Here is a 15,108-nt window from a genome sequence, read left to right on the forward strand (position 1 = left end):
CTCAGTTCAGTTAAATAACAGCCAGAACTAATGGTTGGCGGCCAATGAGGTAGGCGCGCTAATCTGGTCAAAGTGGTGTTCAATTTCCATAGCTCTATGGCGAGAGGTATGAGCATCCAAGACGCGTTGGCGAAAACGCAAGCCGAGCGCCAAACGTTGTTCTTCATCCATTTTCAGATATTTCACTACGTCGTCTGCGGTGCGCGCGACCAGTATTTCTTCGCCAATATGAAAAAATTTATCAAGCCCAGGCCAAAAATCGCTGATCACAGGTGTACCACAGGCAGCTGCTTCAAAAAGTCTAACGCTGGGGGAATAACCGGCGCGTACCATCTCCCGGCGAGTAACATTTAGCGAAAATAATTGATCATTATAAAAGTGGCAGTGTTTGCTTGGAGGAATATGTTCGAATGTCGTGACATTACCTGGCCAATGGATGCTGGAAGGATAACGTGCGCCAGCAACACAGAATTTTAAATTAGGTAATCGTCGGGCTGGCTCGATTAATAATTTGGCCAAGGTCGATTGGCGGTCTGTGTTGTAGGTTCCGATATAACCCAAAGCATATTGGCGGTGATCGTAATCATTGCCAGACACCGGTTCATGAAAATACAAATCCAAATCGACAGAGCAGTAAAGTGGCAGCGCTCGTCGCGCTCGATACTTTTTCTCCAATGTTTCTAGAGTAGGACCGCCACTAAATGACCAATAAATATCGAATTCTGGGATCATGGATGGATGCAGATATTCGTAATCGCCTCGCTCCAATTTGGCCAGCGTCACCGGAGTGTCCATGTCGTAAAAGCCGAAGCAGGCGGGGCGTTTCTTTTTGATTTGTTGAGCTATGTCGTAAGCATCTCTGACGTAGGAACCCAACATCACTAGGTCAGCATTTTTCCAAAAGTCCTGAAAGACTTTCAAATCTGTGACATTTTTATAAAGCACCGTTCGGCAAAATTGAGGCTCGGGAAGGTCGCGATTCGCAGCGTACCAGGGAACATCTTTTTCAAAAAAAGTGACTCTGTGTCCCCGCATCGCCAGCGCTTTAACCAAACTGCGATAGGTGGTTGCGTGGCCGTTGCCCCAGGAGGAGGTAATAGATAGCCCGAAAATCACTATATTTAGAGGTTTCATGGCAAAAGAACCTTTTTTTAATTTTTATCTGTTTGCCGAAACCGTTCGTAATAAATGTATTTTCTGCTGCGTGACGTATTACTGTTTCGGCTGTTGTTACGCTGTCTCCCGCATTTGAGATCGCTCGGCCATTATCTCTTGCATGTGTCGTGCCCGATGAGTGTAAGTGTGTTCAGTCAATAATCGAATGCGCGCCGCTCCACCAATTGCTGTTGCACGTTCTGGCGTTAGAGTGCGCAAATGCGACATAACTTCCACGCCATTGGATGCCAATAAAACTTCTTTTCCGGGTTTTAAAAACATTTCCACACCTTCCCAGCGATCCACAATTAAACAGGCGCCTGCACCTGCGGCTTCAAAAACTTGTTGCGAGGGCGAGAATCCGCATTGTGCCGTACTGTCGCGATTAATATCGAGAACAGCAAGAGGGCTGCAATGAAATGTATTACGGTCTTGCGAATGGATCTGGCCGCAGTAATTCAAATTATCAAAAAGTGGGATATGCGAATCCCAGCCACTGCCGCCGAGCAGAAATTCTGCGTCGGGCATGGCGGCGGCAACTTGAAAAAAGAATTCAAAAACACGAGCATCGCGATCCGGCAGGCGATTTCCTAAAAATGCGAGTGTTGCTTGATAGCGTGGATCTGTCGGAACAGGATAATGTGTTTTCGGATCAAGTGCGTTATAAAGCGGTTGGCAAAAACGTGCGCCCAATTCTTTATAGGCATCAATAACCGGTCGTCCACCGCCGTAGGTAAAAATAATGTCATAGCGGGGAATGAGTGAACGGAAGGCGTCATAAGGGTTTCGTTTGATTCGCTCCAGCCTCGTTGATGGATCCATGTCCCAAAAAATTCGGAGCGCACGTGATGGTTTGCCATGAATATTTAAAACTTCTCGCTCCAGCCATTCGTCCACAACGCCTATATCGCTGATTTTGATAATCACATCTGCCGTGCTTGCGTGTAACAAGGCTGCGCGCGTGCCGCTCTCATCCGCAGGAAAAACGACATTGGCCCATTCGGGATCGTCCATTACCCGATGTTTCCGACCGTCAAAAGAGTCGGGTGCGTAGAAAGTAATCTGGTTACCTAGCTCAGCCAGGGCTTTGATAATGCCACGTTGATAAGTCGCGGCATTATTCCTGTAAGACGAAGCCAGACCAGAGCCAAAAAATGCAATTTTCAGGGAGTTTGCAGCGCGCATTCCGTGAACCCTCTTAGGCGATGGCAGCAGCCGCGCTTATGACGGGTCTGCGCACCTGCAGTACATGTAAATCCTCAAGAATTTCCAACAATTGATCGACGCGGTGTCCACAGGTGTGACGCTGGCGGATCGTTTTTAAAGCGTTGTCACTCAAATATTGGGCAAAATCCGTATCGAGTAGGATAGTAGCTAAATGACGCTGCATCTGTTGATTATCTTCAGCCATTAAATAATCCTGCCCGATCGTAAAAAGACCTTCTACGTCATCCCAGGGGGCGCTCACCAGGGGTATGCCGCACGCCATAGCTTCGAACGGACGAATTGTGGGAATTCCCGGCAGGCTTTCTGCGTAATAACGGCGGGGGACATGCACTGTTACGCGATGGTTGGCAAAAATTTCCGGCGCGCGGAAATTTGGCAGCCAGCCGCAGTAATGCAAACCCTTAAGAGCGAATTTTTGCAGAATTTCGCGCGGGTAACGCACACCGTAAACGTGCGTGTGAAGTTCGAGAGCGCGCACCGGTTTAATCAAAAATTCATTTAATTCTGCCGCGCGCTCGTCGTCACCACAATTTCCCACCCAAACGAGATCGCCGAAGGGCAAATCGGGATTGGGTTCGCGTGGGTAAAATACGCGAGTGTCCGCTGCTTCGTGCCAAGTCCAAACGGCGTCGCTCCAGCCGTGTTCCTGATAAAGGCGGGTGAGCACTTCACCGAAGGCGAGTATGCCGTCGTAATAGTCGAGGCGAAAACGGTGCAGCCAACGGGGATCGCTGACGACGCGGTGATGGGTATCGTGAAATAACAAACAGAATTTCTGATCGGAATTGGCGCCTTGTTGCAGCCGATTGCGTAATTCACCGAAGCCGTTGACCAACCACGGCTCATTCCATTCATGCACGATTACTACGTCCGAATCCGCTGCAACCTGCTCCAAATCCAAACTTTCCTGGGTATAAATTTGGCTTTTAAGCGACGGGTAAACTGCATAAAACGCTTCAATTGCGGCAGTGCCGTGATCGTGCAGTAGATTTTCTCTGCTCCAACCATCGGCAGGTTCGTAAATCTGAACTTGGTGGCCGCGCTCCAATAATTCGGAAGCTATACCTCTCAAAAAATGCGCATTACCGTGATTCCAATCCGATTCCAGCGAGTGATAAAAAAGGCTGAATTTCATTTCTGAGCTCCAGATAAGGTGGTGGGGGAAGCCAGTACGCGAGGCACCAGCTGGAATGCCGGTTGCCGCAGAGGTTGGTTTTGAGAGAATTGTTGGCGCAAAGATTGATAAAGATGGACATAACCTGCAGCCATCCGGCTGGAGGAATAACGCTGTGCGCGACGCCAAGCGCGTTCCATCAACTCACGCAACCAGGATGGATTGGCAATCAGATTTTGTATACAGCGGCGTAAATCCGCTGGATCGTCAGGATCGACGTATTCAGCGGAATCACCCCAAATTTCTCGCAAGCTAGGAATATCCCCTAACACCAAAGCGCAGCCTGAGCGGGCTGCTTCCAGAATTCCCAATCCGAAAGGTTCGTAATGGGCTGGCGCTACATAAATGCTGGCGCGTCTCAGCCATTCACCGAGCTTTTCCTCGGATAAATGCCCGAGGGCGATAACGCCCGGCAATTCAATACGCAAGCCTTCCGGCGATTCCTGCGCACCGGCGACACACACTTTCCAGGGTAAACGCCGCGCAATTTTCGCAACGGTACTGACATTTTTGGCCTCATCCCAAACACGTCCCGCGCTCATTACCAAGGGTTCCATAAAAGGAACCTTAGCCTCGGGTGAGGATAACAGCGGGGGAAAGTCTCGCCCATTAAAAATAACTGACGGATGTTCCACCGGACCGTAATGCAACAGCAGCGAATCCAGCATAGCCGTTGAAGGTGCAACCACTCGGTCAGCTTGGCGAACGCTGTGCCGGACAATTTCCCTGTAACGGTGCCATTGTTCAAACGGCGCAGGTCTTTTTTTAACTGCCTCCCACCAGGATAAGCTGCAGGAATGGCCGACGAGCACCACCGGGCTGCGCCAGTTCAAACTGCCGTAAATAAGATGATTTAAATGAATTATTTCCGGATTGAGTCTACGCTCTAGCGCCACTAACCACTCGCCGGTTTTTTCCATATTATCCAGAGGCGATTGTTGCCAGCGCGTGTGATAAGGGCTTTCGTATAGGGTGACATGTGAGAGCGCGGACAATTGTCGCCTTTGCTGCGGATTTATCTCGGACGTGAGAGCCGCAAGGGAAATATGTACGCCGTAAGAACGCAAAGCAGTGCAGAGCTCCATGCAGTAAGTCCAAATACCGCTGGCGGGATCCGTTGTCATTAATAGCTGCATCATCGGCAATAAATCCTATCGATGACCTGTGCAACATGGAGCGCCTGTTCCACCTGCGGATCGTATTGATCGCAGCGCGCCAAACGATTTATCCAATCGGTCAATGCCCGACCACCCCAGGAATCCGGATAACCAGCGATTCGTTGGCTTGACGCGCCTTGATGATGGTAAATCTCAAAATCGTAAAACGAGCCTGCTACGTTGCGCACAGCGGCGCCGCCATGGGTACCATGAAACTGCGCTTCAATTACCGCGTCCTGGCCAGAGTGGAGGTGCCAGGAACAAGTGAGGCGAACTCGGGTATTGCCCAGGCCGAATTCGGCGATCGCGAAATCTTCCACTTTGTCTTTATAAGGTGGACGCAATTTTTTTCCTTGATGGAAAAGCGTGCTGGATAGTTGATTGACTTCGTTGGAGTTCATCAACCACATCACCAAGTCGACCAGTTGAATTCCCAAATCCATCACGCAGCCGCCACCTGCAGAAGTCATGTCATAACACCAAGGATTATCCGGCCCATTGGCATTGTGGAAAACCAAATCCACCGCAAACACTTCTCCCAGGTCACCTTTCGCAATCAATTCTCTGAGTGTGTGCATGCCTTGCAAATAATGATAGGAAAAATCCACTGCAAGTAGTTTGTCGCTGAGTCGTGCGGCGTGAATAACACGAGCTGTTTCGGCGCTGGTGCGAGCTAGGGGTTTTTGGCAGAACACGGCTTTACCGCTTTCCAGCGCCGCGACACATTGGTCTGCATGCAACGCGCTAGGAGTGGCTATTACCACGCCGTCCAAATCCATTTCCAACAATTCATCGAGTGAGCTGCTGATATGTGTCCGAGCCGATAATTTTGCCGCCTCTTGTGCCGCCTCAGGTGACGGATCAAACACGGCATCAAAGTGGGCGAGGGGACTCGTCAGTGCATTTTGATAATCCATCAAGGCCTGCATTCGCAGTTGCCCCAACCGTCCAGTGCCAATAAAACCCAGGCGGGGAATAGTCGTAGTAATGTTTGTTTTAGCAGATTTGTTGTGCAGAACAGGTCTTGTCAGAACAGGAGCGTCCGCTCTCATGGTAATTGCAGGCGTCATATCTTGATCCATCCGTTGATGAGGTGATTGGTGACATCGACCAACGTTTGGAATTTTTGCTTTAGGTGGTCGTCGCAGACTTCTTTAAGCGTTGTTAACTCTCTAAACATTTTTAATTGTTTAGGCGTTGCTACTTGTTTAATCGTAATTACTTCGCGAAATTCAGTGGTATCGCAATTTGATAGGTGTGAAAGCAAGGCGCTAGCGAATCCAGACATTGTTCAAGGCTCCCTGTTGTAAAAGATAAGCTGGTGTCGGGCTTATGACGTTGGTGGAATCAAAGCGATTTTCCAATGCCCATTCACAGAATTGCGCCAGCCCTTCTTCAATGCCAATGCATGGTTGCCAACCCGTTAGTTGGCGGAATCGTTGCGTATCTGCAATGTAGAATTTCTGGTCGCCAAATCGCCAATCCGCAAATTGAAATGGGCAAGGTCTGCCGATCAAGCGTTCGAGGTGTTGCATCATTTCCAGCAAGCTGATGCTGATGGCGGGGCCACCGCCAATATTGAAAGCTTGGCCCGATAGTCGGCCCATATGTTTTTGTGCGAGCATTACGGCATCTACCAAATCGTCGACAAATAAAATGTCGCGCACTTGACGGCCATCGCCTTGCAAAGTCAGAGTTTTTTCCGCCATCCACTGACGTAAAAAATGTGCAACCCAACCTTGCTCTTCTGTTCCGTATTGCCGCGGACCATAAACACAACTTAAACGGAATACGACGGCGGGAATTCCGAAGGTGCGGGCATAATCCAACACATATTGGTCTGCAGCTCCTTTGGAACAACCGTAGGGAGTGCAAAAATCCAACTGCTGCGATTCGTTAATGCCGTTTCGATGTTGAGAATTTTTTGGCTGATATCGAAGGCCGACCTGTTCTACAGCAATCTCATCCAAGGTTCCGTAAATTTGATTTGTCGAAGTGAACAATAACGGAGGAGGTGATTTCATGTGCCTTAGGGTTTCGAGAATATTCAAAGTGCCATGCACATTGATGTCGAAATCCCGCTGAGGATCTTTGATACTGGCACTAATCGCGGTTTGCGCGGCGAAGTGAAAAATGCGTGAACAACGTCGCACCGCTTCGCCTACCAGATGCCGATCACATACGTCAGCAACTTTCAGCTCCACGTTGTTGCCATAGGTGTCGCACAACCATTCCAAGTTTCGTTCGCTGCCTGGATGGCTGAGGTTATCGAAAATCAAAACCTTTTCGCCTTCTTGCAACAGACGGTCTGCGACATTAGCGCCAATAAAGCCTGCTCCACCAGTGATCAGTACAGGTTTTTTGACAGTTTTGGCGATGTGAATGTGCAATGTTTGCTCATTACTTTTCGCTGCAGAGGGGCTTAAATCCCCGTTGCGCTGGAATGCTCTATCAGCCAGTTTGTGTAAGCCACCGAGACCACCTTGCTGCCACACGCGATAAATTAATTTCGCTGAACCATCCGCAGTTTTAAGGCCAAAATAATGATTGCGATTGTTTCTAGGGGAGCTAGGTTGAGTATCTCTGTGAAAATCACCATGCTGCAGCATGTCATACGCGGAGTGCCAATACACTCGTTCTACCGGTGCTTCCAATGCGTCCATAAGAGTTTTGATTTGGCCAATTTCATCATGTTGCCACGTGGAATAACATGCTTCGGTAATCCAGATTTCCGGATCCAAATTGTGTTTATCGAATATCTCCCGGGCTTTCGCCAATTTTTGTGGCCAGGAATTGGAATCGAATTCTGAAGTTCCGGCCAAGCCGCGCAGACCAATGGCATCTATATATATAAGTACGCCGTGCGAACCAGCCATCTCCAACCAATTGAGATCAGTAGGGCATACACCGGAAAGTAGTGTTTTTTTGCTGCGGCTTTTGCTCCAGTGGGAGGCCAGACCGATCATTTCGCAAAAGTTTTTCCAGTCGGGGATATCTGATTTAGCGAAATTGATTGGCTCATTCCAAAGGTCTAGCCAATCAAAGTATTCTCCGTAGGCAGTGATGATTGTGTCGATAAAATCCACATAGTGGTTTGGATTTACTGCTGCGAAGGTTATGCAGGGCACTAATTCCATGTGTTGACAAATCCGGGGAATCAACCAGTCGAACCATTTCCGGCCATCTGGTGATTGCCAGTCAGCCCAGGAAATTCCCGTACGCAAACGGTTGATATTCAATGCTTGCAGATCCTGCAAAGTTTTTTCTACCTGCTCATGATTACCTGGGCGCAACCATTGAGATACGCCAAGCCTTGCTTGAGCTGCCTGCCACTTAAAATTGACAGTCATAAGCTCAATCCTCGCCGCATGGATTCGTTGCCATCTCGAATACTTTTATCGAGAGCGCGCACCAAGTAACCTCTCAGGCTAAGGTGAGAGCCGGTCCATCCAGCTTCGCCTTTTGTGTGAATGCGCGGACTCATAGAACAATTTCTCCTTGATAACGTGGGCGAGAATTCTGGAGCGCTGCGAAAGATGCATTGTTTTGCAGCAGACGTTCGAAATAATCGATGGTGCGGGCCAGGCCAGTTTCGAGCGGTGTTTGCGGTTCCCAATTCAGCAGCTGTTTGGCTCGGCTGATATCAGGCGCGGGCTTGGTATCGTCTTCGAGATGGGGCTCAAAAATCAGCGGCGAGGATGAACCTGTAAGAGCAATAATTTTTTCCGCTATTTCCAATACAGTAAATTCACTGGGATTTCCCAAATTGACTGGTCTTACGATCGGCTGAGGCGAATCCATTAAGGCGCGCAAACCGGCGATAAGATCGTCCACATAACACAATGATTGTGTCTGCTCGCCATCGCCATAAATGGTAATGGGCTGATTGCGTAGTGCTTGGACAATGAAATTGGCGATGATCTGCTCATCATTGGGCAGCATGAATGGGCCGTAGGTATTGAAAATTCGTGCAATTTTGACTTCCAATCCATACATGCGGTGGAAATCCATGCAAAGACTTTCTGCGCAGCGCTGGCCTTCGTCAAACGATGTTTGCTGTTGAAGCTCGGGCTCGCCGTAACTTTCGCTGTCGGAAGATTGCAAAATTTTGATGCGGTGCTTCATGGCCAGTTTCAAAAGGTTGCTAATGCCTTCTGTGCTGGTTCTTAAGGTTTGCAGCGGATCCTTCTGGTACCGCCTTGAGGGCGTGTCCGCCATCATATTGTAGATCTCGTGCATTTCCAGATGGATCAAATCCATATGGTGGGTGACGTTTTGTTCAAGGATCTGCAATACGCCTTTGGAGGATTTTTCCGCTTCGAATTGGTAATCAATTTTGTTGCGGCTGCCGGCAGGGAAGCTATCGAAAATAAAGACTTCGTGACCATCTCCCAGCAGGCTTTTGCATAAATTTATCCCCAGGAATCCCGCTCCCCCCGCGATCAGTATTTTTTTCCGTATTGCGCGCGTCATCGCATACCCTGTTCTTTATGAAATAAGTAAGGATCCGGCGGCAAGACGATAAAGATCGTCCCGAATTCATCGCCAGCTGGAGAGTCGCACGCAGGTTGCTCACCTATGTGCGGCGTCAAACATATGAGGTTCCTAACCAAGAACGTACATTGCCAAAACTGCAGCTAAGCGAGATATATGCCAGTTAATAACATTGAAAACAGGGAAATGAACAAATGAAATAAATGCTCGTGACTGCAGCACGAATTTTCTGCAAATATGGTCGTGCTTATAAAAACGCAGCTTGACGCAGCTATTTATTTTACGAGGCTTTGTAAGATTTACAGGTTGGCTTCAAGTCGGTAGGAATAGGGGACGAAGCGAAGAATTCGCATAACAAACGAAAAACCCGGCCGTGGCCGGGTTCCAAATTCACGCTGTTTCGCGCAGCACTTTCGCGGCAGTTACCATATTGGTTAAGGCCGGAATGACTTCTTCCCACTGCCGTGTTTTTAGACCGCAATCGGGGTTAACCCATAGACGTTCAGCTGGTATGCGCTCCGCAGCCTTTTTCATCAAAGCGACAATATGCTCAACGCTCGGCGTATTGGGAGAGTGAATATCGTATACACCGGGGCCGATCTGGTTGGGATAGTTGAAATTTTCGAATGCATCGAGCAATTCCATATCCGACCGGGATGTTTCAATGGTAATAACATCCGCATCCATTTCCGCGATGAATGCAATAATGTCGTTGAACTCCGAATAACACATATGAGTGTGAATTTGCGTTTCGTCCGAGACACCATTAGCGGCGATGCGGAAGGATTCTATGGCCCAGTCCAAATAGGTTTGCCATTCCGATTTACGCAGCGGCAAACCTTCGCGCAGTGCCGCTTCATCAATCTGGATAATATGCACGCCCGCTTTTTCCAGATCCTGAACCTCTTGTCGAATAGCAAGCGCCAGTTGGTAACACGAGACTGAGCGCGGCTGATCATCGCGCACAAACGACCAGTTGAGAATGGTTACCGGGCCAGTCAACATGCCTTTCATTGGCTTGTTGGTCAGTGATTGTGCATAACGAATCCACTCCACCGTCATAGGTTTGCGACGACTGATATCGCCGTACAAAATTGGCGGTTTTACGCAGCGGGAGCCGTAACTTTGCACCCAGCCATTTTGGCTAAAAGCGTAACCATCCAGCTGTTCACCAAAATATTCCACCATGTCGTTGCGCTCAGCTTCGCCGTGCACCAGTACATCGAGCTCCAAATCTTCCTGCTCGCGTACGCAGCGCGCAATTTCTTTGTGCATACGGCTTGTATAAGTCGCTGCGTCGATTTTTCCGATTTTGTAGTCGTGCCGCGTTTGGCGAATATCAGCCGTTTGGGGAAATGAACCTATGCTCGTGGTGGGGAATTTAGGTAGATTCAACAGTGCATCCTGTTTAGCTGCACGTATCCCATAAGGGCTTTTGCGCTTGCCGAGCTCCCCGTCAATTTTTGCGAGTGCGCTTTGCACAACGGGGTTGTGGACGCGGGATGATTTGCGGCGCGATTGAATCGCTGCGGCGTTCGCTTCCAGCTCTGCGCGGACACAGGCGTAACCGTGCGCCAAAGCCGAAGACAAGATCGTTAATTCATTTAATTTCTGTTTGGCAAAAGCCAGCCCGGATTTGATTTCCGGATCGAGTTTTTCTTCACTGTTCAAATCCACCGGAACGTGCAACAGCGAACAAGATGGCGCCAGCCAAAGACGATCACCCAGACGTTGATGCACTGGGAACAACCACTCTAGCGTTGCATTTAAATCGGTCTTCCAAATATTGCGACCGTTAATCACACCCAGGGAAATCACGCGATCATTTGGCAATTGACCGATCAGTGGATCTATTTCATTGCGGGCGTTGATTGCATCAAGGTGAACACCTTGCACTGGCAGACTGGCGATCAACGGCAAGTTATCCTGTAATTGGCTAAAATAGGTCGCGAGCAGCAGTTTTATTTTTCCTGTATTCTGTGCCTGATATGCGTGTTTAAAGGCTTGTTGCCATTCTGGCTCCAAATCTGTAACCAAAATCGGCTCGTCGATTTGAACCCATTCCACACCTTGCGCAGCTAAAGCGTCGAGTAATTCACCGTAAGCTGCAATCAGAGGTTGGAGGAGGGCAAGTTTGTCGCAGTTGTCCTTGGTTTTCCCAATTGCCAAATAGGTAATAGGACCGACAATAACAGGTTTTGCTCTAAGACCAAGCGCTTTGGTCTCCGCCAATTGTTGCAATAAACGCGAGGCATTTAGTTTAAAGATGGTGTCGCCAGTAAATTCTGGGACTATGTAGTGATAATTGGTATCAAACCATTTTGTCATTTCACCTGCTGCGACACCGCCACAGCATTGCGCGTGATCGCTTGCGGTATTTGTTGAGCGCCCGCGCGCAACGCGAAAATAATTATCCAACTCGTGTCCATGAAAATCGCGCACGCGCTGCGGCAGATTGCCGAGGATAAAACTCAAGTCCAATATTTGGTCGTAAAAAGAAAAATCGCCAACCGGTACCAGATCAAGGTCTGCTTGGTCTTGCCAGTGACGTTGGCGCAGTTCTGCGCCGACTTTTTCCAGCTCATCCAGGGAAGACTGGCCTTTCCAATAAGTTTCGAGGGCAAATTTCAATTCGCGCTTGGTCCCAATGCGCGGGAAGCCGAGATTATGTGTGATCGCCATAAGAAGTGTCCGTATCAGTTTGAACCCGGCAGCCATCCTAGATAGTTCAATGCATGAACAAAAACGCATTATTTTCATTGATCGATGAATTATATTCATCGTTCTATGCGCGGCGAAACGATTCTTAATTTATATGCTGTTAAGCAACGGAATGCCAATATGACGACAAATATTCCAGATGCTGGACGCCTTATTGGAATAAATGCCAAAGTGGATACTTTTCAACAGCGCCGGTCTTATATTTTGATGTTCCGGCTTTATTTAAGCGCAACAATCCGTGGAGATTAGCAATGAAAATGAAATATTTGGTAGTGCCAGTTTTGTTAGCAGCGTTTTCAGCTCAAGTCATGGCCGCCGATTGCAGCGTAACCGTTGATAGCACCGACGCGATGCGCTACGACAAAAGTGAAATCGCGGTAGATAAATCCTGCAAAGAATTTACGATTAATCTCAAGCACTCCGGCAAACTCGCAAAAAATGTGATGGGCCATAACGTCGTTATCGCAAAATCATCTGATGCCGATGCTGTAGCTCGCGATGGCATAGCTGCTGGTTTGGACAACGGCTATCTAAAGCCCGGCGATGACCGAGTTATTGCCCACACAGATTTAATCGGCGGTGGTGAACAAACATCTACAACATTTGAGGCGGCCAAATTAAAAGAAGGGGAGAGCTATACCTTTTTCTGCTCTTTCCCGGGGCATATTTCCTTGATGAAAGGAACCCTTGCAGTGAAATAACCGAAAATTAACAGCAGCTGGAATACCAGCTGCTTTTTTTATCGATTTTTTCTTTTCTCCGTGGCTAACCACTAGTCCCTTCATTCGAATCCGTCTCGCGATTGTCTAATTATTCATCACTCGTTTTTTTCAAGGTGGCGATTTTTTATTCACCTTCGTTTGGGGTACAGAGTGCGCAGATTTATGCAGTAGAAAATGCACACTTATGGTGCCCTAGTTGTTTTGTGAGCAGTGCTTATGCATCAAGGTCGTTCACAATTAGTTTCTATCCCCATGATTTATTTGTAAAAATCTGCTTATTCGATTCGATTCGCTTGGTTTGGTATGGTGCTTGCTATGCGGTTGCTCGCCGTTATTTGCACATTTTTGAGGCATTGATCAAATCCAAATTGAATGATTGGGGAACATAGATGAGTTGTATGTGGAAACCGTACTGTTTGGGCGCTGTGCTGTTGAGCGCGACCCACTCGTGGGCGCATATGGGAGTCGTCGAGGAAATTTTAATAGTAGGCCGAAAATCCCAGGAAAACAGCGTAGTTCGCGGTACCAACGCGGGATTTGTTGAGCGCGAGTATCTAGATAATTTGGCGCTTGAGCGTCCTGGAGATGTTTTGGAGTTGGTGCCTGGATTAGTGGCAACACAACATTCCGGATCGGGCAAGGCCAATCAATATTTTTTGCGCGGCTTCAATCTCGATCACGGAACCGACTTTTCCACACGTATTGATTATATGCCGGTCAATATGGTCAGCCATGGCCATGGTCAGGGTTATACCGATCTCAATTTTTTGATTCCTGAATTAGTCCATCGCATCGAATATCGCAAAGGGCCGTTTTACAGCGATTTGGGCGATTTTTCCGCTATTGGCGAAGCTCATATCAAAACGGCGAATTTTCTCCAGCGCAATTTAGCGTCTCTGGAACTCGGTGGATTTGGTTATCGCCGTGCGCTATTGGCAGGACAAAAAGCAGCGGGGGAGGGAGCTCTACTCCTGGCAGGGGAATTTCAAAACTACGATGGTCCCTGGAAAAATATCGACGAGGATGTGAAAAAGACAAACATCTGGCTCAAATATTCCACCGGAGATGTGGAACATGGCTTCGATGCGAGCCTGATGATTTATGACAACAACTGGAATTCCGCCGACCAGATTCCTCTGCGTGCGATTGAAAGTGGCGATATAGCGCGCTTGTCGACCATTGATCCTTCCAGTGGTGGAGAATCCTATCGTTATAGCCTGGCGCTGCAGAAACGCTCGCACTTCGCTCATAGCACCTGGTTTGCCACAGCTTATGCCGTGCGTTACGGCATGGATTTGTGGTCGAATTTTTCCTATTTCACCAATCCTGACGGCGACCAGTTTTACCAACAGGACGAGCGCACTTTGGTTGGTGGAGACGCTGGCTGGATTTGGGAAGACAGCTATTTTCTGGGTATGAAATCCTCCCATTCGTTCGGCTGGAATGCGCGTTACGACATCATCGATCCGGTAGGGCTGTTGCTTTCCAGCGAACGAAATACAACGGGTGTTGTTCGCCAGGATGAAATCAATCAATGGAGTAGTGCGCTTTATTGGCAAATGGCGGTGCAAATTCTGCCGGCATGGACCAGTACGATTAATTTGCGCTGGAATTTCCATCAATTCGATGTAAATCCTCTGGATGCGGAGCTGCCCGAAACGCTATCGGTAAATGGTGGCCAACGAAATGCCAATCTTTGGACAGGCGCTTTACGCAATCGTTTTTCACTGAGCGATCGCAGCGAATTCTATTGGAATATCGGCCGCAGTTATCACAGCAATGATGCGCGCGGCGTATTGGCAAAGCTGGATCCTGTGACTGGCGAAGAAATTGAATCCGCCGATCCATTGGTGCCGGTGGATGGTACGGAATTGGGTGGCGATTGGTATTCGCAAGATAAACGCTGGCAATTGTCTGCATCACTTTGGGCATTGCAGGTCGACTCGGAATTAATGTTTGTCGGTGATGCAGGCACTACCGAAGACTCGGGGGCCAAAAGCCGTCGTTACGGTGTAGAACTGGGATTGGCGTTTCAGCCACAGGAAAATTGGCTGTTATCCCTGGATTTTTCCCGTTCGCGCAGCCGCTTGCGTGATAAAAGTGTGGAATACCGGGAAATTGCCGGTGCTTTGGATACCATCGTCAGTCTGCGCACCATGTACAGTTGGGATTCGGGCTGGCAGGCATCTTTGGCGTGGCGTTATGTCGGCGATTACGCGTTGGATGAAGGTCAGCGCGCTGCAACTGCATCTAAAGCTGATTTAAAAATTGTCTATCACGACACCAGCCCTTGGCATTTTGGTTTGAGCGTATTGAATCTATTTGATTCGTCGGATTACGACATCGAATATTTTTACGAATCCCAATTGGCAGGCGAGGCTGAACCTGTAGCCGACCATCATGTGCACAGCTTTGTGCCGCGCACGGTGCGTATAAATATCAGTTATGAGTTCTGAGA

The 15,108-nt window shown here is 48.5% G+C and carries 10 protein-coding genes; 2 read left to right on the plus strand and 8 right to left on the minus strand.

Annotated features, from left to right (window positions below; all coding sequences use genetic code 11):
• Positions 1-27: 27 nt before the first annotated feature.
• The 8 genes from DWB84_RS05900 to metE all read right to left on the minus strand — a co-directional run bounded on the left by DWB84_RS05900 (position 28) and on the right by metE (position 11,889).
• Complete coding sequence (locus DWB84_RS05900) at positions 28-1,134, minus strand: glycosyltransferase (RefSeq protein ID WP_187408786.1); 1,107 nt, start codon at positions 1,132-1,134, stop codon at positions 28-30.
• Between the two features lie 96 nt (positions 1,135-1,230).
• Positions 1,231-2,340 (minus strand): glycosyltransferase, encoded by a 1,110-nt coding sequence (locus tag DWB84_RS05905; RefSeq protein WP_187408787.1) that lies wholly within the window; start codon positions 2,338-2,340, stop codon positions 1,231-1,233.
• 13 nt (positions 2,341-2,353) lie between these two features.
• Positions 2,354-3,517, minus strand: a complete 1,164-nt coding sequence (locus tag DWB84_RS05910) for a glycosyltransferase (protein WP_187408788.1) — start codon at positions 3,515-3,517, stop codon at positions 2,354-2,356.
• Positions 3,514-4,695, minus strand: coding sequence for a glycosyltransferase (locus tag DWB84_RS05915; RefSeq protein WP_187408789.1), 1,182 nt, complete (start codon positions 4,693-4,695; stop codon positions 3,514-3,516). Before DWB84_RS05915 ends, DWB84_RS05910 begins: the two co-directional genes overlap by 4 nt.
• Positions 4,692-5,783 carry a Gfo/Idh/MocA family protein gene (locus DWB84_RS05920; protein WP_222868016.1) on the minus strand — a complete coding sequence of 364 codons (1,092 nt, stop codon included), beginning with the start codon at positions 5,781-5,783 and terminating at the stop codon, positions 4,692-4,694. The genes DWB84_RS05915 and DWB84_RS05920 overlap by 4 nt, the downstream gene beginning before the upstream one ends.
• 201 nt (positions 5,784-5,984) lie before the next feature.
• The gene (locus DWB84_RS05925) at positions 5,985-8,063 is read right to left on the minus strand and encodes an NAD-dependent epimerase/dehydratase family protein (protein ID WP_187408790.1); all 2,079 of its coding nucleotides are present in this window, start codon (positions 8,061-8,063) and stop codon (positions 5,985-5,987) included.
• A 130-nt stretch (positions 8,064-8,193) separates the two neighbouring features.
• Positions 8,194-9,186, minus strand: coding sequence for an NAD-dependent epimerase/dehydratase family protein (locus DWB84_RS05930; RefSeq protein WP_187408791.1), 993 nt, complete (start codon positions 9,184-9,186; stop codon positions 8,194-8,196).
• A 411-nt stretch (positions 9,187-9,597) separates the two neighbouring features.
• A complete protein-coding gene (gene metE / locus DWB84_RS05935) occupies positions 9,598-11,889 on the minus strand; it encodes a 5-methyltetrahydropteroyltriglutamate--homocysteine S-methyltransferase (RefSeq protein WP_187408792.1) in 2,292 nt (763 codons plus the stop codon).
• 290 nt (positions 11,890-12,179) lie between these two features.
• Here metE and azu point away from each other — a divergent pair, with 290 nt between their 5' ends.
• Together azu and DWB84_RS05945 are read left to right on the plus strand one after the other, a co-directional pair.
• Entirely contained in the window at positions 12,180-12,629 is a 450-nt protein-coding gene (gene azu / locus DWB84_RS05940) for an azurin (RefSeq protein ID WP_187408793.1), read from the plus strand.
• A gap of 419 nt (positions 12,630-13,048) precedes the next feature.
• Positions 13,049-15,106 carry a TonB-dependent receptor gene (locus DWB84_RS05945; RefSeq protein WP_187408794.1) on the plus strand — a complete coding sequence of 686 codons (2,058 nt, stop codon included), beginning with the start codon at positions 13,049-13,051 and terminating at the stop codon, positions 15,104-15,106.
• The last annotated feature ends 2 nt before the right edge of the window (positions 15,107-15,108 follow it).

It is taken from the genome of Saccharophagus sp. K07, from assembly GCF_014336955.1.
GTDB lineage: Bacteria > Pseudomonadota > Gammaproteobacteria > Pseudomonadales > Cellvibrionaceae > UBA5868.